General features: G+C 47.8%; 23 protein-coding genes and 1 riboswitch. Of the genes, 15 read left to right on the forward strand and 8 right to left on the reverse strand.

What is annotated here, in order from left to right; translation table 11 throughout:
- The first annotated feature begins 55 nt into the window (after positions 1-55).
- A complete protein-coding gene (locus HRR27_RS07400) occupies positions 56-733 on the forward strand; it encodes an electron transport complex subunit E (RefSeq protein ID WP_425086061.1) in 678 nt (225 codons plus the stop codon).
- Positions 734-745: 12 nt separating this feature from the next.
- On the opposite strand, the gene HRR27_RS07405 is transcribed toward HRR27_RS07400, so the two are convergent.
- Positions 746-1,846, reverse strand: coding sequence for a sialidase family protein (locus HRR27_RS07405; RefSeq protein WP_243830807.1), 1,101 nt, complete (start codon positions 1,844-1,846; stop codon positions 746-748).
- Between the two features lie 263 nt (positions 1,847-2,109).
- Between HRR27_RS07405 and nth the strand changes: the two genes are divergently transcribed.
- Genes nth through HRR27_RS07420 form a run of 3 tightly spaced genes read left to right on the forward strand, consistent with a single transcriptional unit; the run spans position 2,110 to position 3,767 of the window.
- Complete coding sequence (gene nth / locus HRR27_RS07410) at positions 2,110-2,742, forward strand: endonuclease III (RefSeq protein ID WP_173272378.1); 633 nt, start codon at positions 2,110-2,112, stop codon at positions 2,740-2,742.
- 28 nt (positions 2,743-2,770) lie between these two features.
- Positions 2,771-3,202: a DUF1841 family protein gene (locus tag HRR27_RS07415; protein ID WP_173272379.1), complete on the forward strand. Its 432-nt coding sequence runs from the start codon at positions 2,771-2,773 to the stop codon at positions 3,200-3,202.
- A gap of 22 nt (positions 3,203-3,224) precedes the next feature.
- On the forward strand, positions 3,225-3,767 hold the full coding sequence (locus tag HRR27_RS07420; protein ID WP_173272381.1) for an RNase H family protein: 543 nt from the start codon (positions 3,225-3,227) through the stop codon (positions 3,765-3,767).
- A gap of 122 nt (positions 3,768-3,889) precedes the next feature.
- Here HRR27_RS07420 and HRR27_RS07425 read toward each other — a convergent pair whose 3' ends face one another.
- Positions 3,890-4,534: a LysE family translocator gene (locus HRR27_RS07425; RefSeq protein WP_173272383.1), complete on the reverse strand. Its 645-nt coding sequence runs from the start codon at positions 4,532-4,534 to the stop codon at positions 3,890-3,892.
- 204 nt (positions 4,535-4,738) lie between these two features.
- Between HRR27_RS07425 and HRR27_RS07430 the strand changes: the two genes are divergently transcribed.
- The 3 genes from HRR27_RS07430 (at position 4,739) to HRR27_RS07440 (ending at position 6,780) form a co-directional block, all read left to right on the forward strand.
- Complete coding sequence (locus tag HRR27_RS07430; RefSeq protein ID WP_173272385.1) at positions 4,739-5,722, forward strand: nuclease-related domain-containing protein; 984 nt, start codon at positions 4,739-4,741, stop codon at positions 5,720-5,722.
- A gap of 72 nt (positions 5,723-5,794) precedes the next feature.
- On the forward strand, positions 5,795-6,256 hold the full coding sequence (locus HRR27_RS07435) for a peroxiredoxin (protein ID WP_173272387.1): 462 nt from the start codon (positions 5,795-5,797) through the stop codon (positions 6,254-6,256).
- 14 nt (positions 6,257-6,270) lie between these two features.
- Positions 6,271-6,780, forward strand: a complete 510-nt coding sequence (locus tag HRR27_RS07440; RefSeq protein ID WP_173272389.1) for a hypothetical protein — start codon at positions 6,271-6,273, stop codon at positions 6,778-6,780.
- On the opposite strand, the gene HRR27_RS07445 is transcribed toward HRR27_RS07440, so the two are convergent.
- From HRR27_RS07445 to HRR27_RS07460, 4 genes are all read right to left on the reverse strand, one after another.
- Positions 6,764-7,495, reverse strand: a complete 732-nt coding sequence (locus HRR27_RS07445) for a glutamine amidotransferase (RefSeq protein WP_173272391.1) — start codon at positions 7,493-7,495, stop codon at positions 6,764-6,766. The genes HRR27_RS07440 and HRR27_RS07445 overlap by 17 nt on opposite strands.
- A gap of 21 nt (positions 7,496-7,516) precedes the next feature.
- Positions 7,517-8,679 (reverse strand): IS3 family transposase gene (locus HRR27_RS07450; protein WP_173269189.1). Its coding sequence is split into 2 segments (ribosomal slippage): positions 7,517-8,403 and positions 8,403-8,679, totalling 1,164 coding nucleotides; the frame shifts between segments, so codons are not numbered across the junction.
- Positions 8,680-8,827: 148 nt separating this feature from the next.
- Complete coding sequence (locus HRR27_RS07455) at positions 8,828-10,510, reverse strand: glutamine--tRNA ligase/YqeY domain fusion protein (RefSeq protein ID WP_173272393.1); 1,683 nt, start codon at positions 10,508-10,510, stop codon at positions 8,828-8,830.
- A 124-nt stretch (positions 10,511-10,634) separates the two neighbouring features.
- Entirely contained in the window at positions 10,635-10,949 is a 315-nt protein-coding gene (locus HRR27_RS07460; RefSeq protein ID WP_173272395.1) for a hypothetical protein, read from the reverse strand.
- 97 nt (positions 10,950-11,046) lie between these two features.
- Positions 11,047-11,234: riboswitch (cobalamin riboswitch) on the forward strand.
- Between the two features lie 149 nt (positions 11,235-11,383).
- Between HRR27_RS07460 and HRR27_RS07465 the strand changes: the two genes are divergently transcribed.
- The 4 genes from HRR27_RS07465 (at position 11,384) to HRR27_RS07480 (ending at position 16,980) form a co-directional block, all read left to right on the forward strand.
- A complete protein-coding gene (locus HRR27_RS07465; RefSeq protein ID WP_173272398.1) occupies positions 11,384-13,147 on the forward strand; it encodes a TonB-dependent receptor plug domain-containing protein in 1,764 nt (587 codons plus the stop codon).
- 10 nt (positions 13,148-13,157) lie between these two features.
- Positions 13,158-14,630: a cobyric acid synthase gene (locus HRR27_RS07470; protein WP_197905390.1), complete on the forward strand. Its 1,473-nt coding sequence runs from the start codon at positions 13,158-13,160 to the stop codon at positions 14,628-14,630.
- A complete protein-coding gene (locus HRR27_RS07475) occupies positions 14,627-15,445 on the forward strand; it encodes an ABC transporter substrate-binding protein (protein ID WP_173272400.1) in 819 nt (272 codons plus the stop codon). The genes HRR27_RS07470 and HRR27_RS07475 overlap by 4 nt, the downstream gene beginning before the upstream one ends.
- Before the next feature lie 128 nt (positions 15,446-15,573).
- Positions 15,574-16,980 carry a PilZ domain-containing protein gene (locus HRR27_RS07480; protein ID WP_173272402.1) on the forward strand — a complete coding sequence of 469 codons (1,407 nt, stop codon included), beginning with the start codon at positions 15,574-15,576 and terminating at the stop codon, positions 16,978-16,980.
- A 109-nt stretch (positions 16,981-17,089) separates the two neighbouring features.
- Here the strand turns inward: HRR27_RS07480 and HRR27_RS07485 are convergent, their stop codons facing one another.
- Together HRR27_RS07485 and HRR27_RS07490 are read right to left on the reverse strand one after the other, a co-directional pair.
- Positions 17,090-19,597 (reverse strand): YbcC family protein, encoded by a 2,508-nt coding sequence (locus HRR27_RS07485; protein WP_173272404.1) that lies wholly within the window; start codon positions 19,595-19,597, stop codon positions 17,090-17,092.
- Positions 19,594-21,150 carry an NADH-quinone oxidoreductase subunit L gene (locus HRR27_RS07490; RefSeq protein WP_173272406.1) on the reverse strand — a complete coding sequence of 519 codons (1,557 nt, stop codon included), beginning with the start codon at positions 21,148-21,150 and terminating at the stop codon, positions 19,594-19,596. The genes HRR27_RS07485 and HRR27_RS07490 overlap by 4 nt, the downstream gene beginning before the upstream one ends.
- 695 nt (positions 21,151-21,845) lie before the next feature.
- Between HRR27_RS07490 and HRR27_RS07495 the strand changes: the two genes are divergently transcribed.
- From HRR27_RS07495 to cbiB, 4 genes are read left to right on the forward strand one after another with little or no spacing between them, the layout of a single operon-like run.
- On the forward strand, positions 21,846-22,997 hold the full coding sequence (locus tag HRR27_RS07495) for a mechanosensitive ion channel family protein (protein WP_243830808.1): 1,152 nt from the start codon (positions 21,846-21,848) through the stop codon (positions 22,995-22,997).
- 4 nt (positions 22,998-23,001) lie between these two features.
- Positions 23,002-23,637 (forward strand): cob(I)yrinic acid a,c-diamide adenosyltransferase, encoded by a 636-nt coding sequence (gene cobO / locus HRR27_RS07500; RefSeq protein WP_173272408.1) that lies wholly within the window; start codon positions 23,002-23,004, stop codon positions 23,635-23,637.
- Positions 23,638-23,639: 2 nt separating this feature from the next.
- On the forward strand, positions 23,640-24,743 hold the full coding sequence (locus HRR27_RS07505; protein ID WP_243830899.1) for an aminotransferase class I/II-fold pyridoxal phosphate-dependent enzyme: 1,104 nt from the start codon (positions 23,640-23,642) through the stop codon (positions 24,741-24,743).
- Complete coding sequence (cbiB, locus tag HRR27_RS07510) at positions 24,743-25,708, forward strand: adenosylcobinamide-phosphate synthase CbiB (protein ID WP_173272412.1); 966 nt, start codon at positions 24,743-24,745, stop codon at positions 25,706-25,708. The genes HRR27_RS07505 and cbiB overlap by 1 nt, the downstream gene beginning before the upstream one ends.
- The last annotated feature ends 3 nt before the right edge of the window (positions 25,709-25,711 follow it).

Here is a 25,711-nt window from a genome sequence, read left to right on the forward strand (position 1 = left end):
AACATCGCCTGAAAACAGCGCCGAAACGCTTACGCCAAGCGCTTGGCAAACTAAACTGAGCGACTATAAAAAAATCTTTCACAATGGGCTTTGGCAAAACAACCAAGCCTTAGTTGCTTTGCTTGGCCTCTGTCCATTATTGGCGGTATCCAACAATACCATTAACGGTCTCGGCCTTGGTTTGGCTACTTTAGCGGTCTTAATGATTTCCAATGTATTGGTTTCTCTGATTCGAAATCACGTCTCGTCGGAAATTCGTATTCCGGTCTATATCGCAATCATCGCTACCGCCGTCACTGCGATAGACCTGTTAATGAACGCGTATTTCCACACATTGCATGGCATTCTTGGGATTTTCATTCCACTGATTGTCACCAACTGCGCGATTCTTGGACGCGCCGAAGCCTATGCCTCGAAAAATTCGGTTGATAAGGCCTTGTTGGATGGTTTTTTTATGGGCTTAGGTTTTTTAATTGTCTTAGTGATCTTAGGCGCACTGCGCGAACTGATTGGCCAAGGCACGCTGTTTGACCAAGCACACTTAATGTTTGGCGAAGGTGCCCGAGATTGGACACTGCATTTTGGTGATAACTACCAAGGGGTATTATTGGCAATTCTTCCACCCGGCGCCTTTATCGGTTTAGGCTTATTGATTGCTGCCAAAAATTATTATGATCAAAAAAAGGCGACTAAATTGCAAAATCAACTGGGGATTAAAATCGCGCTTAAGTAACTGCGACCATTTTTAATCAGTTTGCAAAAGCGATTTAAGAATCACTTGCTCATCCACCAAAATACGCAACTTGGATTGCAAAGTGGTTACCCATATTTTTCCGGCACTCACTTCAAAAGCATATGGATAGGCGAGCCAAGCGCCTTTACATTGCGCCAATACCACCGGAGCACTCCAGCTCAATCCATCATCCTCTGAAAAACTGGCGGCTAATTCTTCACGCTGCCAAGACGCCGCTACTTCGGAAAATTGTCCGCCACGGCGCGCAAACTCAGTTTTTCCCTGCGGATAAACGGTGTTATACAGCAGCATAATCCGCCCACTTTGAAGACGAGTAAGCATCGCGGGGGAGCTACTTGCCGCGATTCCGGGCGCCAACTTAGTCCAAGTTTGGCCATCATCATATGAATACGCGTGCCAAAAATAATCCAGGTTCGTACGGATACAAAACCATACGCAATCGCGTAATTCAATTAGAGCGCCCTCATAACAGCCACCGTGATGACCGCGCCCGCCTATATCCAGCTTATTACTGGCTTGCCAATTCACGCCCTCATCCAGCGAACGAAAACTCAAGCTGTAGTGACGTGCGGCAAGATAATCCAAGTTTTGTGCCGATAACACAATCGTACCGCTTTTAAGCTGAATCAACGTGCTGGCCACCGCCGCATAACCGGTTTGTATTAAGATCGGTTCTTGCCAGGTTTTTCCGCCATCCAAACTGCGTAGTACATAATGAAATAAACGACAACTTTTGGTAGGTTTATTGGTTTTTTTACGCCAGTTAAAATGGTAATCGCCAGTATTCACAAATGACAGCAGCACCACGCCGCTGTGCGTGCAAAGCAAACTGTGCGAATTGGTCACCGCCAGTTTCTGCGCCTGGGTAAACAAAGAAAATGCTTGCCAAGTTTCTCCCTCATCACTCGACAAATAAGCGTGCTGATCCGAGACATACAACAACTGATTCTGCGCGTTACGAATAAAAGCCCCTTGGTGCGCTTGTGCCAACGGAGTAACGCCCTGAGCTAGATAGACTGGTGCCTCGGTTTTTGGCGCGGCACGAAAATCCAATTGAATGTCAGGATATTCAGTCAAAGAGTTGATGGGCATAAGCGCTCCTTATATTTTCAAGCCACCATGGTATTAGAGAGAGACAGTCCACATGGCTTCAGGCACAGAAATGATTTAATGAGGACTTGTTCTGTGTCCCCTTAAAGTGTCTCTTTAAAGTAGTTTAGCAAAAACCCTACCATGCCTCGCATTGCCCCACAAGAAGCCGTGATAAACTTGGCGTCTTGGCGCAAATCCGCTATGATTCCAAGCAAGTTAAAACCAATTACAAAGGCGCACCATCGCCTTGCAGAAGTTGCTAGATGAACAAACAGAAACGACTCGAAATTTTTCAACGCTTAAGCGCAGCCATTCCATCCCCTGAAACCGAACTTGAATACAACAGCACTTTTGAACTGTTGATTGCAGTCATTCTTTCAGCGCAGGCGACCGACAAGGGGGTGAATATTGCCACTCGCAAACTGTTTGCGGTCGCTAATACTCCACAAGCAATCTATGCGCTCGGAGTCGACGGTTTAAAAAATTATATTAAGACCATCGGTCTATTTAATGCTAAAGCGGAAAATATAATTAAAACCTGCAAAATGCTGGTTGAACTGCATGCTGGCGAAGTACCCGAAAGTCGTAGCGCCCTAGAGGCCTTGCCCGGCGTTGGACGTAAAACGGCCAATGTGGTATTAAATACCGCGTTCGGACACCCAACGATGGCGGTCGACACGCATATTTTTCGGATTGCCAATCGCACCAAGCTGGCGCCTGGAAAAAATGTGCTGGAAGTTGAAAAAGCACTTCTCAAAAACGTCCCAAAAGACTATTTGATTCCGGCTCACCATCTGTTGATTCTGCATGGCCGCTATGTGTGCAAAGCACGCAAACCAGCTTGCGGCGCCTGCTGTATTTACGATCTATGCGAATACAAAGAAAAAACCGAATAATCCATCACTCTAAAGTATAAAGAGAACCATGTTATATACATCTGAAAGAGACAAATTGCGCCAATTTTATGTGGATACTTGGAAAAAAGCGCGAATGGGCATGCCGATGGAACCGATGGAACAGTGGGTGGCGCGGGTGATTGAAATGCATCCTGAATACCATCAACTGTTGGAAAACGAAAAACTTGGCAATGAGTACAAACCTGAAGACGGAGAAACCAATCCGTTTTTGCATATGGGAATGCATCTCGGTTTACAGGAACAAGTCGCTATGGACCGCCCTAACGGCATCAAGCAAATTTATCAGCAATTAGGCGAGAAGCTCGGTGACGTCATGCAAACCGAACACCTGATGATGAACTGCCTAGGCGAAATGATGTGGCAGGCGCAAAAAAATCAAGCCGAGCCCGATGAGATCGCGTACTTAATTTGCTTACAAAACTTGCTGCTCAAACATTAAATCGACACCTTAAGAGCGGCATTTGGACTTTCGACAACATACCCCCTATCGCCTTCATACGCAAACTGAGTGCCGAAACCCTTGCGGCGCTATTCAGGTTTTTAGCGATGGTGCTTATTTTAAACAGTACCACCTTGGCGGCTGGGGAGTGGCGATTTACCAAAACGAGCGCTTAGTTAAGACGCTTAAAGGCATACAAACATCGCATTCCAGTTTGGAAATGGAGTTGGTCGCCGCCATTCAAGCCCTAACTTGGCTGCAACGCCATTACCCAAAACACACGATTGCACTCTATACCGACGCGCAAATTCTGCTTGAAGGACTCTTTAGCAAATACGCAAACTGGCAAACGCAACACTGGAAAAGTCGCAATGGCAATCCAGTCGCCTACGCGACTCACTGGCAACAACTTTATCAACTGGTTGCCGCTCAGTCAGTCGATATCTTTTGGATTAAAGCCCACGCCAAACATCCGCAAAACGAGTTGGTCGACCACCTCGCCAGAGCGCAAATTTTGCAAGCCCAAGACGACTCCGTTCAGGTTCCCCCTTCAAATGATTCTTAAAATTGAGGATTCTTCACTTATCGTAGGAATACACAGACTCATTAACAATCTTTTTTCTGATGTTACCCAACAGACCGACTTGCTACTGTTGTGATATTCAGCAGGATTTATTGGCGTTTTTTCTAAACCGATTGCCATCCAGCCAACAAATACACCACACAGAGCCACATAATCAAAGCGGAAATACGATTCAACCGCGCTTGGCGCTGACCGCTTTGCAACCAATAACGCGCCCGTTCAGCCACTAAAGCATAGGCAAACATCACGATGAAAGTCACGCCGCCGACAATCGTGACCACCAGCGCCGCGTCCAACCAAGCGAGTGGCGACAAAGAGACAAAAGTCGGCAGAAACCCAATATAAAACAACACCACTTTGGGTTCAGAAAAAATGGTTAAAAGCCCCGTTACAAAACGGGTTAACCAACTTGGTTGCGCGTGCAGTTCATTTGCAAAATCCGCCGGATTGCTCGGCGCCATTCGCCATAACTGCCATCCTAGGAACACCATATAAGCACTTCCAAACAGCACAAAAAATTGATACAGCCAGTGAAATTCCGATGCCAGTGCGCTTAAACCGAAAAGTACTGCAACCACAAACAGCAAATCACCACAAATAATGCCAAGAATTACCGGCACACTGCTGCCTGCGCCACTCGTCAAAGCACGCGCCACCGTCACCAAAATGCCTGGACCTGGGGTAATGGCCAAAATAAACATCGCTATGCTAAAACTGAAAAGGCCAACTAAAGTCATCGAATCTGCCATGCTCTCTTGCGTGAATTGCTTAACACTACTCTACCCTATTTGATTTTGTCCTCCTTGTGATTGCGCAACTGCCTTGCGAAATTTTCGGCAAAAGCCCTTTGCGCTCGGCACGAAAGCGGCTAAACTCGTTTTCTTATGCTAAAGGCCGAATATGAAGCGTTTGGCTGCAGTGCAAGACACCTGCTCACTTGTAAGGAATTCCGTTTGTTTAGCCGAGATAAACTCAAACAATGGCGCGAACTGATTCGCGTTAAACCGCAATTTGAAAATCCCGAAGTGCTGGCTGGCCGCCAAGCCGAAGATTTTCTGGCGCAAATTGTCGAATCCAACCTAAAGCACAAAGGCGCTTACTGTTTTGTCGGCAAACGCGTGCCGAATAATGAGAAAGCCTGCCGTAGCGAAATCGACTTAATTGTCTTAACCAAAAAACAATTGCATGTGATTGAGGTAAAAAACTGGAGCGGTCTGTTGAGCAGCCACAACGGCGATTGGATCCAGCATAAAAGCGACGGTCAGCAGCTGCGCTTCGATAACTTAACCGCGCATAACTCCAGCAAACTGCGGGCTTTAGTCGATTATCTGCACAGTTACGGCGCCGCCATCGAACCGCGTTTTATCTCGCAAAAAGTGGTCTTTATCAATCCTCGCTTGCAAATTGCGCCGCAGATCGCTCAAGACCCGAACGTCATCCCGCGTAGCCGACTCGACAAATATCTCAAATCACAAAAAGGCGCTTCCTTTAGCGAACGAATGTTACACAGCGTCATCGAAAGCTGCACCAGTTCAGAAGCGGGTTCGATCATTCTCGACGGCTTGTTCAAAGCCATGCAGCGCAAACAGCTAAAACTCGCCGTGCAAGCCTTAGGCGAACTGCGTTCTTGGGATTTAATCGGCCTGCACGGCGGTAAAATCTTGCAAGGCGATGCGCGCAAACTCTATATCGGTTCGCACATCATCGACCCCGAACCGCTCGAACGCGAGAGCTTTATCACGCTAAAATGGCGTCGACAAAAAGTCTCTGCTTTACTCAAAAGCTACCTGCTCAATATGGCGCTGGGAAAAACCAAAATCGGCAAACAACGTTATGTGTTAAACCCGATTGAGGACAATCTCAAGTTTCATAAAGCCGGCCAAGCGGAAATTTCACGCATCCCACTCAAAGAGATTGAGTGGATTAAGCGCGGTTAAAACAGCCTTACACGCCGCCTACGTAAATCGTAAAAGGCCTCTTATCCCCCTCACGTTTAAAAGGAATCCATCATGCTACAAGTCAATCAAACCGCCCCATATTTTGCCGGCGTCAATCAACTCGACCAACCGCTTACCCTCACGGATTTCGCCGGACAAACGCTGGTGCTGTATTTTTACCCGAAAGACGATACTCCCGGCTGCACCATCGAGGCCAACGACTTCAGCACGCTAAATGCAGAATTTGCCGCCGCCGGCGCCAAGGTGATTGGCGTCAGCAAAGACGATTGCGCCAGTCATCGCGCTTTTATCGACAAATTCCAACTGAGCATCGACTTAATTGCGGACACCGGCGGAGAAATGTGCGCAGCCTATGGCGTGTGGCAATTAAAAGAAAAAAACGGCGTTAAAAACATGGGCATTGTCCGCTCAACCTTTATTATTGATGCGCACGGCAAATTAGCCTATGTCGAATATGGGGTAAACCCGGACGGACACGCACAGGCGATGCTTCAAAAAGTACAAACACCTTAAGCAGGGCGAACATCATGAACCTATTTCGCCGCGCACATTGGCTCATCTTTCTATTAAGTGCTGGCTTACTGACATTGAACGCCTGTACCAATCAAGAAACCGCCAGCCCTGAAAACACCGTAACGAACTACTATAGCGCCCTGCAAACCTTGGATATGCACAGCGCCTATCAACGGCTCAGTGAGCATCATCGCCCGGCAGACAGCGTTGCACTGGGAGAACAGCTGCAGATTAACGATGACATTGTCCGTTTGGAACTCGCGCTCAGCACTGTATCCATCCTGAGCGTTGAACAAAACGGCCATCAAGCCAATGTGCAAATTCAACTTCAGCGACCGCAGATTCAAGCGTTTGATCTGTTGGTCCCGGAAATTAAAGCCAATTTAGAAAACGGCAATTACGCCGCCGTAGAAGAACGTATGCGCACTTTAATCGCGCAACAGCTCATTGCGCTCAACACCGACTCGCACTCAGTGCAATTAAGTCAGCAAAACGGGGTTTGGCTCATCAATGCGATTCGCTAGTTTGATGCGCGGCAAACTCAACAAAACGCCTTAATAAAGCGGTTGCCTCTGGTGTGGCGCGCAGATTTGCCAATAAGCCGGCACGGCTTAAACCGGCTCGCTCTATCGCCGCGGTTTGTTGAGTGATGTAATCCGGCATGACCTGAACGCTAAATTCAGGATGGAATTGCACTCCCCAAATGCACGCCCCTATCCGAAATGCCTGATTGACTTCAAACGCGTTTCCGGCAAGGTTCACCGCTTCAGGCGGCAAGCGTCGCACGCTTTGCGAATGGGTGACCTGTCCAAAAAACTCATCCGGCATGGTCGCAAATAAGGCATCTTGCTCGGCATTTTGGCGGTTCAATTGAATCGCCACCGTACCCAACTCAATGCCCTGCGGATGAAAATCCACCTCACCGCCGAATGCCTGCGCAAGCAACTGATGCCCGTAACAGATGCCCAAAACCGCAATATTGCGCTGCCGTGCGACCTGCAACCATTGCTCAAGCGCCACACTCCAATCCAATCTATCCGTAACCATGGCATGCGATCCGGTAATGATCACCGCCAAACAGTCATCCAACGCCGGTAAGGGCTCACCGTTTAAAACATCAATTGTCAGCAACCTATGCTCGGTAGTGAGCGCCTGTTTAATCCAATCCTCAAAATCGCCACAGCGTTGCACCGTTTCGTCAAACGACTGCCCCGTTTTAAAAATAAATACTGATTTCATCGCGCCTCCTGAGTGTTCTGGTCAAGCTTTTTTGGACACTTGGTTTTTACAATTTTCATACTCAATCGGCGTCAAATCACCGTTCGCAGTATGAAGCCTTTTTAAGTTGTAGTAACGCATGTAATCTGCTACGTCTTTTTTCATGCTCTCGCGTGTTGGATGATAGGCTTTAAACAGCCAGTCATGTTTTAAGCTGCCAAAAAATCGTTCAACAACGGCATTATCCCAACAGGCTCCGACATCGCCCATAGAGGCTGTCATATTTTGCTTAGCCAGTAGTGTGGCAAACCGTTTGCTAGTGTACTGAGAACCACGATCACTGTGAAAAATCACGCCTTTGGGATGCCCTCGTAGCCAATACGCTTGCTGTAAGGATTGCATGACGAGTTCGACCGTCATTCGTTCACTCACGGCCCAACCGATAATGCGGCGAGAATACAGGTCCATTACGACACTCAAATACAGCCAACCTTCAGGTGTTTTCAAGTAGGTAATATCGCCTGCCCAAACTTGATTCATCGCGCTTGGATTGAACTTCATCTTAACCAAGTTATCCGCCACTCGATGTGTCAGGTTACGCTTAGTCGTTATTTTATAAGCTCGACGCTGTTTGACGACTAATCCCAGTGTTTTCATGAGCCGACGTGCTTTCTCTCGGCTGACGAGAAACCCAGCCTTACGAAGGGCTTTGGCGAGTTCACGAGAGCCCAAACTGTCACGGCTCTCTTTGAAGAGCTGTTTGGCTGTACGATAGAGTTCAAGTTGTTCTGTCTTGATTGCCTTTTTAGGTCGTTTTTTCCATGCGTAATAGCCTGAACGACTGAGTTTCAACACTTGGCTCACAGGCTTAACTGGCAAGCCCTCCTGAATCAATTCATCCATGAATGAAAACGTTATCGGATGTCTTGCGCCAGAAGGGCTGAAGCTTTTTTTAAGATCTCTTTTTCGAGTTTTAAGCGCTTGTTTTCAGCGCGCAACTGTTTCAACTCAGCGCGTTCATCCTGACTCAGTGCTGACCCATTGGCTTGGGCTTCAAACTTCTCTTTCCACTTGTAAATCAAATTCGTTCTGACACCTAAGGATTCAGCCGCCTCTGCCACACTGTAACCTTGATCCGTTACCAACGCGACGGCTTCTTTTTTAAACTCATCGGTGTAAGTTTTATAAGTTCTCTTTTGACTCATGATCACTCCTAGTTCGACAACATCTATTGTCTCTTATAAAAGTGTCCACTGCTATTAGACCAGTTCAGAGTGCCTAAAAATAAAAAAGCGAAATCCATTCCAAAATGGATTTCGCTTTCATGCGATCAAAAACTGCGACTTTATCGGCTTATTTTTGCGCCCAAACGTCGCGCAATCCGACCGTGCGGTTGAACACCAAACGATCCGTGGTTTTGTTGTCGCGGCAGAAGTAGCCTTCGCGTTCACATTGATAGGCCTGCTCAACAGGCGCATCAATCATCGAGGGTTCGACAAAGCCGTTTTTCACAATCAAAGAGTCTGCGTTAAGCACCGCTTCAAAATCATCCGCCTTGCCGGGGTTCGGCACAGTGAAAAGGCGATCGTACAAACGGAATTCCGCCGGCAAGGCTTTGCTCGCTTCGACAAAATGGATCACGCCTTTCACTTTTCGTCCGTCCGCCGGATTTTTTCCCAGCGTTTCCGGGTCATAAGTGCAATAAAGGGTCGTAAAATTCCCCTCGGCATCTTTGTCGGCGCGCACCGCTTTAATGATGTAGGCGTTACGCAGACGCACTTCTTTATCTAGCGCCAAACGCTGAAATTTGCCATTGGGTGCGACTTCTTCAAAATCGGCGCGATCAATATACAACTCGCGACTAAAGAAAATCTCGCGTTTGCCCATCGCTTCGTTTTGCGGATGCACCGGCGCTTGAATCGACTCGATTTGACCTTCAGGATAGTTTTCGATCACCACCTTAATCGAGTCAATGACCGCCATCGTCCGTGGCGCGACCGTGTTCAAATCATCACGAATCGCCGCTTCTAAAATCCCCATTTCGGTCATCGAATCGACTTTTGAGATGCCGATTCGCTCGGCAAAATCGCGCAGCGATGCCGGTGTGTAACCGCGACGACGCATACCGGAAATAGTCGGCATACGCGGGTCATCCCAACCTTCGACTAATTGATCGGCCACCAGCTGGTGCAGTTTGCGCTTGGACATTACCGTATATTCCAAACTCAAACGCGAAAACTCATATTGATGCGGACGATCCGGGCGATTAAAACGCGCTAAATGCTCTAACACCCAATCGTACAAACGGCGGTTGTCTTGAAACTCCAAGGTACACAGCGAATGGGTAATCCCCTCAATCGCATCGGAAATACAGTGCGCGAAATCGTACATCGGGTAGATACACCACGCATCGCCGGTTTGGTGATGATGCTCGAAACGAACACGGTATAAAGTCGGATCGCGCATACACATGAACGACGATGCCATATCAATTTTGGCACGCAACACACATTCGCCTTCTTGAAAACCGCCAGCGCGCATCTTCTCGAATAAGGCCAAATTCTCTGCCGGCGCGGTGTCGCGGTAAGGACTGTCTTTGCCCGGCTCTTTTAAGCTGCCGCGATACTCACGAGTTTCGTCGGCATTAAGAAAACAGACATAGGCCAAACCTTTGTTAATCAACTCGACCGCACACTCATAGAAGGTTTCAAAATAGCCGGAGGAATAGCGAATTTCACCGTCCCACTGAAAACCTAACCATGCCACATCGCGTTTGATGGATTCAACATACTCCATGTCCTCTTTCGCTGGATTGGTGTCGTCAAAACGCAGGTTGCAGGTGCCGTGATAATCTTGCGCCAAGCCGAAATTCAAACAGATAGACTTGGCATGACCGATGTGAAGATAGCCGTTGGGCTCGGGCGGAAATCGGGTTTTAATCTGTTGGTGTTTTTGAGTCGCTAAATCGTCATTAATGATGTTACGAATAAAATTTACCGGACGTTCAACGGTTTCGTTGGTCACATGCTTACTCATTGATTCAAACCACCTGTTTCGATTGACTGTTGTGAAGAAAAATAACGCCCGATTATACATTAAATCCTTATATGTCGATTTATAACTTTGCTATAAAATTTAGACTCTAAAGCCGTTGTTTTGCCTAGAGCAGCAAATCGCCAAAGCCCCAAATCAACGTCCCAACAACCACGGTTAAATGTGCCATCCAAACTTTTTTACGATGCCATTTGGACGGTGTTAAATCGGGCATATCATCCTCTGCCGTCACCGTTTCTAAACGGTTATACAGCACATTCAATTCCGAATGCAGAAGCATATATTCACTCATTACCGCAAACAACACCACCACACTGCCAAAGCGTGCAAACCACAGCGGCTCGACCACGATCCCGAGCAACAAACCGAGTAAACCAAATGCCCAAGCGAGCATCAAAAACAGACTGGCGCGACGATGCATTTCTCTCCCTCCACAAATCCAAAACGACTACTTTACAAGATTTCAGCGCGCATTTGCCAGCATGAATCATTTGCAATCAGGCGCTTTGCTGTCTACAATCTTGACTTCTTTTTTAGGTGCCGGCGGTTTGATGAACCGCCGGTTAAACGGGAAGTGCTGTGAAAAGCAGACGCTGCCCCCGCAACGGTGATAGAGAAGACGGATGCATATGCCATTGGAATTTTCCGAGAAGGCCATCCCAAATTGCTCTTAAGCCCGGATACCGGCCTGAAAAAGCGAACAGTCGAACTGTTCAACCACCGATTGCGGAGGGCAATTGGGCGTGAATTTTTTTCGGTAAACCGCCGCGCTTTCTAGCCGCCGGTCACTTCCCGTTTTAAGCGAACGACCCTTTGTCTTCTTGTAGATAACAAAATCTATATAGAAGGAATAACATGCAACACACCCCCTTAATACTCGGTATCAGCGCACTGAGTTTTTTACCCAGCGCCAACGCCACCGACAGCGAACTGAGTTCCGTCATTATTACGGCCAACCAGCAAACGCAAACACTGGCGCAAGTAAGCGCGGATACCTACATCATTGACGCCCAAACCCTGCAGTCAAAACACTACCCCACATTATTGGACGCACTCCGCGAGGTTCCGGGCATCAGCTTTACCCGCAACGGCGGCCCGGGCACGACGACCAACGTTTTTCTACGCGGCTCGAATAACAGCCGAGTTTTGATTCTGCTGGACGGCGTTCGTTTAAACGACCCCTCGAGCACCAACGGAGCGAATCTGGCCAGCGTCTCTTTAAACAACATCGAACGTATCGAAATCATTAAGGGCGCGCAATCCGGTGTCTGGGGCGCAGATGCGGCCGCTGGGGTGATTCATCTCATCAGCAAAAAAAGTGACGGTACCGATTTAAATCTGGAAGCCGGAAGCTACGGCACACAAAAAGCCGCTTTCAATAGCCAAACCCATTTTGGTCGTCAACAGCAACATCGTTTCGCCTTCGGCGCGGAGCGTTTGCTGGTCGATGGATTGAGCGCCCAAGCGCCGGCCTATGCAGAGATTGATCAATTTGAAGAGGACGGTTTGGCGCAAAGCAATCTGCACGCCCGTTTAGATATGCAAATCGACCCGACACAACACCTGAGTTTTAGCCACAACCGCACCCACAGCCTAGGCGAATACGACGGCTATCAAGCACCGGACAGCGAACAGCGTTATCGCAGTAAAACCCTATTAAGCAGCGCCGTTTGGCAGAACCGCCAAACCGAAGTCCGTGCCGAGCAATCCGATTTTCGTACCGAACAATTGGACGGTTCAAGCCCGGACATTGTTAAGGGGCAGACCCAAGCCTTACATCTAAAACAGCACATCGACGCGCTGACCTTTGGCGCCAGCTACAGTCGTAACCAAGCTGACAGTGAAAAATTCGGCACCTTTAAAAACGCCGACAACCATGCCAAAGCGGCCTTTGCCACTTTCGGCCATCAATTGGCCGGCTGGCAATTTAACGAAGCGATTCGCTGGGATGAATACAGTAATTTCGGTGCGCAGTTTACCGGCAAAATCGGGGCGAAATACCAAGTCGCCGCCAATCAAAGTGTCAGCGCCAACATCGGTACGGCATTTAACGCGCCCTCCTTGATTCAAATACTCAACCCTTGGGGCACGGCCAATCCCGATCTCACACCGGAAAAATCACGCGAAGCCAGCCTAAGCTACCAGTTCAATCAGTTCAACTTCAGCGTGTTCAACAAATCGGTCACGGATTTGATTAACTGGCAAGACGGACAGTACCAGAACCTGATCGGCTCCACCAAAATTCGCGGCTTTGAAATGGGCTATCAGCAAAACTTTACCGATTTCGCCTTGCGTCTGGACTATACCCACTTAGACACCCAAGACCCGAACGGTAATCCCTTGGCACGCCGCCCGCGCGATCAAGTCGGCGTCGATCTGAACTGGTTTATCAACAGCCGTTGGGACCTCAATCTGAACGCGCAATACATCGGCGCACGCTCGGAGGGCAATGCCACTGACTACTATACGGTGGCCAATTCCGTCATCAATTACCAAGCGACGCCGCAGCTGCAGCTTTATCTGAAAATCGACAATGTCTTTAATCAGTATTACCAAGTGGTTAACGGCTATGCCGCAGCGGAACGCAGCGGCTATTTCGGCATCAATTTGCGTTTTTAAGAGTACGTTTATGAGCAATTGTTTAATGATTCAAGGTTGCACATCCGATGCCGGAAAAAGCACCGTCGTCGCCGGTTTGTGTCGGGTTTTACAGCGTAAAAGCATCGTCATTGCGCCCTTTAAACCACAAAACATGGCGCTCAATTCGGCGGTGACCGAAGACGGCGGCGAAATCGGTCGCGCCCAAGCCTTGCAGGCAATGGCCGCCAAGGTGCCGCTGTCGGTGCATATGAATCCGGTGTTGCTCAAACCCAACTCGGATACCGGCGCACAAGTCATTTTACAAGGCCAGTCCATCGGCAATCTCAATGCCATGGACTACCATGCTTATAAACCGAAAGCCGCGCAAGCGGTTTTCGATTCCTTTCAGATTCTCTCGCAGCAATATGCGCATATTCTGGTCGAGGGCGCAGGCTCTCCGGCCGAAGTCAATTTACGCCAAGGCGATATTGCCAATATGGGCTTTGCCGAAGCGGTCGATTGCCCGGTGATTTTAGTCGCCGATATCGACAAAGGCGGCGTCTTCGCGCATATCGTCGGCACACTGGAGTGCCTGAGCGAATCTGAAAGGAATCGAATTGAAGGCTTTATCATCAACCGTTTTCGTGGCGACCTCGCACTGCTGCAAGATGGCCTTAATTGGCTGGAGGCGAAAACCGGCAAACCCGTATTGGGCGTGCTGCCCTATTTGCATGGCTTGCATCTGGATGCGGAAGACGCGGTTAGTTGCGCACAAGCGAGCAAAGCAACCACGCAACTCAAGGTCATCGCGCCGCTGTTGCCGCATATTTCCAACCACACCGATTTAGACCCATTGATCCAGCATCCGCAAGTAGACTTTCAATGGGTAAGACATGGCGAGAAGATTCCGCCGGCGGATTTGGTGATTCTGCCCGGCTCGAAAAGTGTGCTGTTCGATTTAGACTGGCTGCGCGCCCAAGGCTGGGAAGATTATCTCGCCAAGCATTTACGCTACGGCGGTAAATTAATCGGCATTTGCGGCGGTTTACAAATGCTCGGACAAACATTGCTTGATCCGCAAGGTTTGGAATCGGATTGCCGAGAAGCTCGGGGGTTAGGATTCATGCCTTATCAGACCGAATTTAAGCCGCACAAACGCCTTTGCCGTAAGCAGGGGATGCTCAATTTTGCCGACAAAGTGCCGGCTTGCGGGTATGAAATTCATCAAGGGCAAAGTAATTTTAGCGACTTTGCGCACCTCAGTCCGGCGATTGCATTCAACGACGGCAGTTTTGACGGTCTGATCAGCGCCGACCAGCAAATTCTGGTGACTTACTTGCACGGTCTGTTTGATACCCCGCACGCCTTACAAGCCCTGATGTGCTGGGCGGGGTTAGCCAATGCCGACCCTTTTGACGTCAATCAGCAACGCGAACAACAACTCAACCGACTCGCCGATTGTTTTGAAGCGCATCTGCAAATCGACAAAATCTTAGCCATTTTACAGGCATCAAACCGATGAGAAGCTTAGCCGTTCTACTCCTGGCTTTTAGCCTCAACAACGCGGCGCAAGCCGATTGCCCAAGAATCATTAGCCAGTCACCCTATATCACCCATCAACTTGATTACTTAGGGTTAAAAACTTGTCTGGTCGGCACCAGCCGCTATGATCAATCCCTCGGTTTACCGACAACCGGCGGACTGCTCGACCCGGATAGTGAGGCCATCCTCGCGCTGCAACCCGACCTCTGGATCACCTCCGATTGGACAGACCTCGACATATTCCGTGCCATTCAGGCCAAGAGTCAATTCGCTTTGCGCCTCCACAGCTTTGCCTCGATGCGGCAAATTGAAAACAACTTACTTGAAATTGCACAACATAGCCGACAGCCGGCCGCTTTAGAGCGCGCGCACGCTTTCGCCGCCACTTGGCGCGCCAAAGCCGCACTAATCAAAGCGGTAAATACCGCCAAGCCCAAAGTCCTGCTGATCTCTTCCTGTTCCGGTCTGCCCTATGCGTTCGGTCAAGACGCTTATCTAAGCGATTTGTTTATTCAGATGGGTTTTACCGTGGTCGGCAACCCCCAGCGCATCACCCACTTGCCAATAACACCGCAAGCAAACCCTCTCGAAAAACTGATCGGCAGCACCCTGCCCGATTTCGTTTTGTTGTTTGAACGCAATGTGACCGAAGCCTGTCGGTTGATGCAACTGCCCAAACAAACCCGCTTGATTAGCTTGGATGGAGCGCTGTTTTTACAGCCCGCGCCGACCTTATTGCAGGCCATGGAAACGCTTAAAAACCATCCAACGCTATTTGAGCCCCCAAACAAGTGAACATCTAAAAAAATACCGCGACAAATCCATTAAGATTACATCCTCGGTATTTTTTTGACTTCGCTGGGTGACGAGCGTGCAAAAAAGTTGATAATGATTTCATACTTACTTTAGGCTCTTTGAACGCTATGCCAGGCACACATTACGACAACGACCACTCTTTTATCGACGTTTTACCGTTTGAGTTAAAACACGCCGCTTATTTAATGCTGCGTCAAGATGCCTTAGCGACCATCTTGAATAACCTAGCGACCAATCAAAGCCCTATTTTTGAGCAAAATCCAAGCCCCTACTTTACCGATGAACGTAAACAACAAATCTTGCAAGCCTGTATCGTCGCCAAAATCACCTCTTTTGATAAAACCCTATTTATCAACGCCGATCACCAGACATTTTTAAACCAGACGTTGAACGCAGCCTTGCATTTTTTAGCGCGCCACGCACTGGCCGGCAGTGATCACAGCGATGCGGCTTTACAAGCTTATTTAAAAATTTCACACCCGCGCACATACCACTGGCTGAAACGATCAGATTTAGAAAGCCGACATCGCTTGGCAATTCGACCGCGTTATAAGAACACGCGACGTTATTTTCGCTACAAAGCCAAAATCAAATACCACTTTATTCGCATTGGTTCGCACGAGGGTGTGGTGGAATTACAGGGGGATATTTACACCAATGGCATCCAACACTTTACCGAAATCGTGAATGAGAAACTCGATCGTTTAACTCAGGATTATCATCTCAATATAGAAAAAGCTTTAGCGTCCTCTTTTCCGCAAGCATATCAACTGTTTATGGTGGTTATTAAACAGATGGAATATCTGCGTGATGTACTCAGTGGCATTTCCATCGGCATTATTCCAATCGCCGACGCTAAAGCGACTTTACGTAAAGCATTGCAAAATCGACTGGATTACGCCGCTTTATCCGGTAATATCCGTACCGAAAGCCTGCTACGCGATTTTGAAGCCAAAATCGACCAAATCAGCTCTCACACACTCACTCTATTGGAAAAGTCCACACCGCATCAGCTCTATCAAGGGCCAATACTGCAACAGCTAAAAATCGATAACGAAATCGATTCTTACAAAGAAAAACGCAAAAAAAACAGCTCCTGCCTGCTGACCTCATTTATTGATTTATATGAGTATGCACAGCAATTAGAACGCATATACAACAACATCTCAGCCAGCAACTTTATTATTATTTTCCCAGAGTACTGGTCAGAAGATTATTACAATGCCTCACCAGGAGGCTTCTCATTTCACAGCGAATTTTTAGTCAACTTAAATGACATTTTGGAAGTTTTTCTGCAAATCGACACCTCCCCAGATGCCAACAAAAACAGCGATCAAATGCTCCATCAGCGAGTCAAAGTCGTGCGTATCGATAAAGTAGTCGAACAAGGCGTGTATCGTATCTCTTGCCAATTTTTAGCACCTGAAGAAGAAACCATGAACTTAATTCGCAAAAGCTTACAGTCACAAGAAATCATTGATGCTTTTGATGCTGCTGCTTTTATTGATGAATGAATGCTAAGACCCCAGCAGTAGTGCTTTGCGGCAAGCGGCAAGCCGCAAACAAAAAAACCGACAATCCTCACGAATTGTCGGTTTATTTTTTAGCATTCTACAACGTCAATTACTGAATCGGTTTTTTTGCCGGGATCCACTGACGTTGGTAGAAACGTTCGATGGTGCCCGTCCGCCCCCAACGATAGAGATATAGCCAATCATTATCAATTAAGTCGCGCACGACATCATGCTGTGCGGCGACCCCTTCTATCGCTTCACGCGGCGCATCAATATAGACACTCAAACGCAGCGGTTCATGGACCCAATCTTCGCCGTTATGCAGTGACTGCATCGGCAGACCAATGCGTAAATCACCGCCGTTACCTTCAAACACGCCGACTCCGCCTTCGACCACATTATGCAATACCTTGTTGCCACTGCCGTATACATGGTTATCACACACCGACGCGTAATACTGCATATTAATCCAGTTTCCGACCACCATCGGTGCCGTCATGATTAAGGTCAAAAGACTGCAATCGGGGTCTTCAAAATGATCATAATCGTGTAAAAAAGCGCGTCCGTCAAAGTCCACGCTGCGGGTACGCCAGCGCGGTGCCACAATAAAGGCCGCATTATTTGACAAGCCCCACTCTGGACGAACTTGCGACCAATCTTTACCGCGCCGTTTAATCGCCGCATGCAACGATTTGCCTTGCAAATGCGTCAAGCCTAAGCGTGTAGAACGCTCTTGACGACAAAGATCAGAGGCTTGATCAAACCAAATACGTAAAGTCGAATCCGCTACATCGCCGTAAAACGTCATCTCATCTGTCGTGGTGTTGTGCATCGCAGCAATAAACACGGTTTCAGCTGGAATCAGCAAACCGCTTTGCGCCAAACCGTCACGTACTTCGCTTTGATTAAGCAGATGTGCCAAAACGCGTACATTCACTTCACCGGTCTGGCCGCCGCATGCCCCACAATCTAAACCGGCAGCGTGTGGATTATTACAAGAGCTGGAGCCGTGTCCAATCAACAGCACTTTGGGTGCTAAGTCTTTATCTAATCCCATCGCATGCAGAATGGTACTGGCGAGTTCAACTTTGCGATCTAAGCTCAATGGCTGATTGGCTTCGGTCAGTTCAAATTCTTCGCTCAGCGGCAAATCATTGACCGGGTGGCGATGTTCGTCTGGAAATAAGCTGTTTTTTAACAGTTTAAAGGCGTACATTACGCCAGTTGCCTCGACCATTGAAAAAGTCGCCGGCGGCGCATAACCCCACTCAGCCCAACGCGCTTTGAAATTCAACTTGGCGGCGGTTTTTTTCAATTTTTCTTTGCCGGTTAAAGGCGTCACTTTAATCGCCGACTTTAACAATCCCGGAAGTTGCGGACGCGACACTTCGGTGCCCACAGGTTGATACTCAATCGGCAGACCAAAGAAACCGGCAAACCCTAAGGTTTGAATACGCGGATGCTGGGCTTCTAAAGCACGACGATATACCTCGGAACGCACGTCGATACAGAAAGCGGCCTGTACCAATGGCGAAGCGCTCGTAGGGTCTTCGACTGGCTTGATTTCACCATCAACTTGGTCATCACCCTGATGTAAATTGGTGCTCGCAAAGCGCAAACGCTCGTGCAGGTGCGATTGATAAGCGATTTCTGCTGCGCGCTGCCATACCCAGGCTTTTTGCTGCGTTTCTTTGTGCGCTGAAATCAATTTTGGCAACATTGCCAACTGAGTACGCCACATCACTTTAAGCTCGTTAAACACCGAACGGTCGGTGATGCGTTGATGACGCCAGAGAACCAATTCCCAAGCAAAACGAATCGCCAAGAAATCCAACATCAGATGGTTTTCCGTACCGTTTAAACGGTCTTGCCAACGCAAATACGAAACCCATGAAGCCCAACCGTTCACGTCCAGCAACAGTGCGTGCGAATAGTCCGATAACTGCTTATCAACCACCCCTAGCGTGGCAATCGCTTCAGCTAATAAGTCTTCAGCATTCTCCGGCAGGTCTTCAAACATTTCAGTCAGACCGTCTTCCGCCATCAAGATTTCAATCCCGTGGTCGTGACGCGTGGTGTCTAACCACGCTTGATAAAGCCCTTTGTAGTATTCATCGTACTTAACGCCTTGTGGACGTTGGCGGAAAAAATCGGCACAGAATTGCGAAATCTGATGCGTAATTTCATCACGCCACGCCATTTTATATTTACGGTCACGCCCCCCATCAACAAAGTCGCTGACGTTGTGCCAGTGGGTGTAATCATCATCTTCTACTAGATAGCGTTCAAGTTGAGCTACAGTCAAATCTTGATGTCCCAACTCTGCTTTGGCTTGCTCTAAATGCACCGGTTGAATCTCTTCTAACCAGACATTTTGAAAGTAGGTTTTTGGCATCAGACAGTACGCTTGCCCCAAGGCTTCTAACTTCGCAGACACATCTGCAATGCTATGCTGGCGCATCTCCCACCAAGGGTTAACCGCAATCAGTTCATCTAGCGGCCAGGTCGGCGCGATACGCCCACAGGCTTCATACAACAGTTCGCGCTGCGTGTCGTTCAAACTCGGAGACAAAGCCTGTGCTTGGATATTTAAGGTCGAATTTTGTTTTTTCATCATTTGAACAACTCCTCTTTTGGAATTTTCAAGTGCTTAGGTTTAAAACGCACTGGCAATCGGGTTGGGTAAAAACGCAGGTTTAAACGCGTAACGAATTCGTCCAGATAAAAGCCTGCGTAAAAAGAGCGCCATACCGATACCATGGCCGGATTATCACGGTGATAGCGCAACAAAATATAGCCAGCAAGGAAAGCAATAAAGAGCACTGCCATCCAGATATCACCAGCCATGCCCACTGTGGTTACTTGAGGTTCAACGATAAAATGAATGCCCATTTTTTGCAGCGTGTAAGTTGCTAATAAAACCGCAGCCAGAGCCAACATAGAAATGACCGATGCAGTGCTTAAACGTCCGCGACGCTCAGCAATCAATAGGGTTAAGGCAATCGCCAACAATACCCAAGGACTGTAAGGCGCGGGTAGTTGAGCAACCACGATTAAAGCAATCACCAATGCGGATGCCAATACGCCTCCTAACCACCAGTCAGCACGTGTCGGTGCGACCGATTTAGCCAAACGTTTTTTCATCGTCGCTTCCACTTCCGTACCGGAGTTTAGGAAGGCATACGCTTTGTAACATGAGTGCGCAATCAAATGCAGTAAGGCTAATTCAAACAACCCAAGCGCGCACTCCACCAACATCAATCCCATTTGCGACATGGTTGACCATGCGAGACGCACTTTGACCGTGGCGCGCGTCATCATCACCAAAGCGGCTAACACCGTAGTCAAACCGCCGATGACCAACAACAACCATTGGGCGGCGCTAGACAAAACCAAAAGGGGTGCGAACACAATCATCAAGAAACCACCAAGATTGATGATACCGGCGTGTAACAACGCAGAAACCGGTGTTGGTGCTTCAACAACTTGAATCAACCAACCGTGCAATGGCAATTGCGCACACTTCACCAGTGCCGCAACGGCCAGTAAAATCGCCGCAATTTGATCGGCGTTCGACAGTACATCGGCTTGGCTTAAATTGCGGTAGACGTCCGAAATTAACCAACTATCATGTTGCACATACAAGATTAACACGCCGCCAAACAGACAGATTTCGGCAATACGGGCAAAGATATATTTTTTATGCGCCGCCAAAACCGCACGTTGACGCTCTGGGTAGAAAATCAACAGCTGATGCAGCGCGACCGAAATCCCGATCCATGCCACCAACATCATTAGCATATGATTTGACACCACCACCAAAGTCACAAAACCAAGGGTAATTGACAACCAGCGGATATAGCGCTTTTCCTCTTCGCGGTTACCCGACATATAAGAACGCGAATAGCGCACATTAATATATGAGATAAAACTGATTAAGCTAAGCATCACCAAACTGACTGGCTCATGCGTCACCCAGCTAAAGCCATGACCGAACTCAACAATTCCAGCAATGGCTAAAAAACCGGATGCCGAACTGATTAATAAACCGATCAACGCCACCCCCATGGTGACATTCCAGTTGGCCCGCTTTTCATGCGCCCATGCGGTTATAAAAAACAATCCCGGTATTGCCAACAGCAATAGAGATCCTATCCATGCACTTGTCATAACGCCTCTTCTCCTTTGTTCCCGTCACTCGATCATCGAGTAAGTTACATTGATGCCGACAGGCGAACGTCGGTGGTTAAAATGAATTGTCAGTAAAAATTTACTTATTGGCATTATAACCATCTGTTTAAAAAGTTCTTATTGAAGCTTTCTAGCCAACCTATAGAGAGTTTAACCATTTACTTGTCATAAAAATGTCATATAACTATAGAGAGCGAAATTTATGACAACAAATTCTAAAAAAATCGCCGAATAATACTCACTGCCTATTTTTTAATCAGGGATGGAGAACCCCTTTATATATCAAGCTTTTAAGGATTTAATATCCAGATTATCCATGAGTTATCCACAAAAATTGTGAATTGCTGTGTGCAACTTAGTTAACTAGAAAAAGTGTTTAAGATTGACTCAATCGGATAGAATTACCTTCCCAAACATACTAAAAACAGCGTACTCAATGAACCAAAACAGACAAACTCATGCCACCTTAACTGCGCCGACATTCCCTCCAAACAAACATAGAGGCCATCAGTTCATTATCGTAGAGTGGTTTGTCGCTGCAACCAACGCGGAATACCGCACACAAAAAACAGCGCGACAAAGTCTTCGTTTTCGGCCCACAAGAACCGTTTTTAGTAAACTATGCGGAACTTTGACCGCGGCTGTTTAAGCGGATTTCTGAGTAACAAGGAACGATGATGCAAACCAACGACTCACTTTGGCAATCCGCCACACAATTCATTAATCATTTAATTGAACAGAACTCTGTCTGGATCGATGTAGGGATTATCGTCATAGCCGCGCTCGCGGTGCTCTTAGTGATTAACTTGATATTAAGCTATCTCTGCACGCATCGTTTTTCAGCAACCAACACGCCGACCGGAAACTTTGTGACGCGTGCGATTCGCTATCCAATTAACATTTCAATTGTGCTGTTTTCGCTTGGCAATATTTTTAACCTATTCGCCCTGAGCGCAGACAAAGTCACACTCATCCATGATTTATTCCGCAGTATCGACATTGTGGTTTGGGGACAATTCTTTTTCCGTAGTGCTAAATTCTACCTAAAACGCTTTTCGGCGTTTGATACCGAAGGGTCGTTTATCAAACCGCAAACACTGCCATTGTTAGAAAATGCCTCTGCAGTTGTGATTGTATTGTTCACCGGCTACCTACTGTTTATCACTTGGGATATTGACATGACTGCGTGGTTGGCTTCAGCCGGGATTATCGGTATCGCGGTCGGTTTCGCGGCGAAAGATACGGTTGCAAATCTATTATCTGGGGTATTTATTTTGGCCGATTCGCCTTATAAAATCGGCGACTATATCGTTCTCGACTCTGGTGAACGTGGTAAAGTGACCAATATCGGCTTGCGCTCAACACGGATTCTAACGCGCGACGATTTGGAAATTAATATTCCAAACTCGATTATTGCGAATGGCAAAATCATCAACGAAAGCGCTGGACGCGATATCCGCTCACGTGTTCGTGTACCAGTTGGCGTTGCTTACGGTACCGATATCGACAAGGTCCGCGATGTTTTAGTCGAAGTCGGCAATCAAGAACCCGAAGCCTGTAAAGACCCTGCTCCCCGAGCGCGCTTCCGTCAATTTGGTGCTTCCAGCTTGGATTTTGAACTATTGGTTTGGATTGATAATCCAGAATTTCGCGGCCGAATTATTGATAACCTCAACTGTGCAATTTACAAAAGCTTTCACCAACATGGAATTGAAATTCCATTCAGTCAGCACGATATTTATATTAAATCCTTGCCGCAAGAACTTTTGCCGCAACCCGCAGAGCCAGTCAAGGCCGTAAACCCAGATTTTAATGCAGAAAAGTAAACACATGATTGATAAGACCGACTTACTAAATCTAAGCCCAGAAGCCAAACGCGAGCATTATCACAAAGTGCGAATGGCACGTAAAAAAACGCAAATCGACGCCGCTATCGCACGTGCCGACACCGAGAAAGGACTCTTATTGGTCATTACCGGCAATGGCAAAGGCAAATCCACCTCGGCGTTCGGCATGGTTGGGCGCGCCTTGGGGCACGGCAAAAAAATCGGAGTCTGCCAATTTATTAAAAGCCGAACCGACACCGGCGAAGAAGCGTTTTTCGGGCAACAAGAAAACTGTGAATGGCATGTTTTAGGAGACGGCTTTACTTGGGATACTCAAGACCGCAGCTCTGACATCGCCACCTCAGAAAGAGGCTGGCAGGTGGCGACCAAAATGCTAACAGACCCAAGTTACGACTTGGTCATTTTAGATGAGTTAACCTATCTTCTAAGTTATGATTATCTGGACAAGGACGCGGTGTTAAACACCCTTTCGGAACGTCCAGAAATGCAACACGTTGTGGTCACGGGGCGCTCGGCCATCGCCGAATTGCGCGAACTAGCGGATACGGTTTCCGACGTCAAGGATGAAAAACACGCTTATAAAAGCGGCATCAAAGCACAAAAAGGAATCGACTTTTGAATATGCAGCACGCGAACGCGGACGAGCATGCGGACTTGCCCATCGAACACGGTGGGCAATCTTTTGCTTTCGCCCAATCTCATGAACTGTGTATTAGTCAAGTACATGACTTCTCTGCCAGCATCAATCCGTTACAACCCCAGATTGATTGGCAACAACTGTCCCACGATGCCCAGCAGCAAATACCACATTATCCTGAAGAATTTAACGCGCGTAGCCATTCAACTTTACTGCCTTTTTTGGCCAAAACCTTTGACCTACCGCAAGCGCACATTACTCTATGCAATGGCATTAGTCAGGCGATTTGGCAACTGTTTGCCACCTTACCGATTTCCGAAATTTTTCTGTTTTCACCAATTTATGCCGAATACCAAAACGCTGCACAACAGAACGCCGCCGGTTATACGAAAATCCATAGCACACCCAAAGAATGGTTGAAAAATAAACCAACCATGGCGAAATACTCGGTTGTCGTGCTGGTCAATCCCTCAACACCGCAAGGTTCTTTTTTAACCGTTGAAGAGCTGCAGCCGCTATTAAAATTTTGCGCGCAACAAGAGTCTTGGCTGCTGATTGATGAATCCTTTTTACCGTTTATCACGCTCGACAAAGCGCACAGTTTGCGCCAATTTGTCGACGCCTATCCGCAACTCATTGTGTTGCAATCACTCAGTAAATTCTATGCTTGTCCAGGCGTACGCATCGGCGCACTCTTTAGCCGTGCTAAACAGGTCAAAAATCTGCCGGATATTTGGACAATCTCCACGCTCGACCGCCTGTATTTACAACAAGCCTTACAAGATGACGAGCACCCAAGCAAAACCCATCTATGGCTGAAAAATAGCAAACAAGATTTCTACAACTCGCTTAGCCAACTCCACTGCGTCCATCACATGGAAGAGAGCCATGTGAACTTCATTTTATTAGCCTTCGACCGACCTGTCGCCGATGTGCAGCGCCATTTGGACGCGTATCATATACTGATTCGTCCAGCCTCCAGTTTTGGGTTTGCCTCAAACTATGCGCGCCTCGCAATTAGGTTACCTGAAGAGAATCAACAACTACTCGATGCGTTACAAGCCCTTCCGGTGCATGACATAAAATAATGCCCGGGTACATCGACTTTTCAAGCACCTCTTGGCCTGAAAGCATCGGCCTGTGGTTTACACTAAACTCGCTACTAGCCGCTGGCGCACTTCTGCTCGACCGCCTCTTTGGCGAGTTTTTAAACCGCTGGCATCCGGTAGTATTAATAGGCGCGTGGATTAACGGTTTTAACCGCTATTTTTATGCTGATTCGATTCAGCGTGGCGGTCTTTTATTACTCAGCACGCTAGCCATTACTCTGCTCGTAAGCATGGTGATATGCACCCTTCTGAATTTTTTACCATTCTGGCTCAGCGTGCCTCTTGCTATGATTGCTGCCTCAACGTTACTCGCGCATCGTATGCTTTACGACAGTGTCAGTGCCGTGTTACACAGTGAACACCCAGCAAGCGCGGTTGCCGTTTTAGTCAGTCGTGATACTGAGCAGCTGTCCGATGCGGATGCCTATAAAGCGGCTATGGAAAGCTACGCCGAAAACCTATCCGATGGCGTAGTCGCCCCCTTACTGTTTTTATTGTTGTTTGGCTTACCCGGCATTGCACTTTATAAAGCGATTAATACCCTAGATTCGATGGTTGGCTATCGTACTGAACGCTTTGAAAATTACGGTAAAATTTCCGCCAAAGTCGATGACATTGCCAATTGGTTACCAGCCCGTCTAAGTGCTATTTTACTCATGCTGGTTTTCAAACAATGGCGCTTCTGGGCGTTTTATTCGTATGGTCGCGCCCATGCAAGCCCGAATGCAGGCCATCCGATTGCGGCAATGGCCTTAGCCTGTCACTGCCGTCTAGGCGGCGCAACGCGCTACTTTGGACGCTGGCAGGATAAAGCTTACTTTGGCCGCGCTGAAGAGACTCAACACATTCAAGCACATCATTTAGCCTGCAGCCTGAGTCAACGTGATTTAATCGACTGTCTGTTAATTACCGGCTGCGTGCTTCCAACATTATGGCTGTTTTAGGAG

Source organism: Thiosulfatimonas sediminis (assembly GCF_011398355.1).
In the GTDB taxonomy this organism is placed as follows: Bacteria; Pseudomonadota; Gammaproteobacteria; order Thiomicrospirales; family Thiomicrospiraceae; genus Thiomicrorhabdus; species Thiomicrorhabdus sediminis_A.

Bases quoted from the DNA above. Each gene is read 5' to 3' on its own strand.
- HRR27_RS07490 (WP_173272406.1), bottom strand. From the start codon at position 21,150: ATGACAAGTGCATGGATAGGATCTCTATTGCTGTTGGCAATACCGGGA.
- HRR27_RS07435 (WP_173272387.1), top strand. From the start codon at position 5,795: ATGCTACAAGTCAATCAAACCGCCCCATATTTTGCCGGCGTCAATCAA.
- HRR27_RS07485 (WP_173272404.1), bottom strand. From the start codon at position 19,597: ATGATGAAAAAACAAAATTCGACCTTAAATATCCAAGCACAGGCTTTG.
- cobO (WP_173272408.1), top strand. From the start codon at position 23,002: ATGATTGATAAGACCGACTTACTAAATCTAAGCCCAGAAGCCAAACGC.
- HRR27_RS07475 (WP_173272400.1), top strand. From the start codon at position 14,627: ATGAGAAGCTTAGCCGTTCTACTCCTGGCTTTTAGCCTCAACAACGCG.
- cbiB (WP_173272412.1), top strand. From the start codon at position 24,743: ATGCCCGGGTACATCGACTTTTCAAGCACCTCTTGGCCTGAAAGCATC.
- HRR27_RS07445 (WP_173272391.1), bottom strand. From the start codon at position 7,495: ATGAAATCAGTATTTATTTTTAAAACGGGGCAGTCGTTTGACGAAACG.
- HRR27_RS07415 (WP_173272379.1), top strand. From the start codon at position 2,771: ATGTTATATACATCTGAAAGAGACAAATTGCGCCAATTTTATGTGGAT.
- HRR27_RS07405 (WP_243830807.1), bottom strand. From the start codon at position 1,846: ATGCCCATCAACTCTTTGACTGAATATCCTGACATTCAATTGGATTTT.
- nth (WP_173272378.1), top strand. From the start codon at position 2,110: ATGAACAAACAGAAACGACTCGAAATTTTTCAACGCTTAAGCGCAGCC.
- HRR27_RS07455 (WP_173272393.1), bottom strand. From the start codon at position 10,510: ATGAGTAAGCATGTGACCAACGAAACCGTTGAACGTCCGGTAAATTTT.
- HRR27_RS07425 (WP_173272383.1), bottom strand. From the start codon at position 4,534: ATGGCAGATTCGATGACTTTAGTTGGCCTTTTCAGTTTTAGCATAGCG.
- HRR27_RS07460 (WP_173272395.1), bottom strand. From the start codon at position 10,949: ATGCATCGTCGCGCCAGTCTGTTTTTGATGCTCGCTTGGGCATTTGGT.
- HRR27_RS07465 (WP_173272398.1), top strand. From the start codon at position 11,384: ATGCAACACACCCCCTTAATACTCGGTATCAGCGCACTGAGTTTTTTA.
- HRR27_RS07480 (WP_173272402.1), top strand. From the start codon at position 15,574: ATGCCAGGCACACATTACGACAACGACCACTCTTTTATCGACGTTTTA.
- HRR27_RS07505 (WP_243830899.1), top strand. From the start codon at position 23,640: ATGCAGCACGCGAACGCGGACGAGCATGCGGACTTGCCCATCGAACAC.
- HRR27_RS07470 (WP_197905390.1), top strand. From the start codon at position 13,158: ATGAGCAATTGTTTAATGATTCAAGGTTGCACATCCGATGCCGGAAAA.
- HRR27_RS07495 (WP_243830808.1), top strand. From the start codon at position 21,846: ATGATGCAAACCAACGACTCACTTTGGCAATCCGCCACACAATTCATT.
- HRR27_RS07440 (WP_173272389.1), top strand. From the start codon at position 6,271: ATGAACCTATTTCGCCGCGCACATTGGCTCATCTTTCTATTAAGTGCT.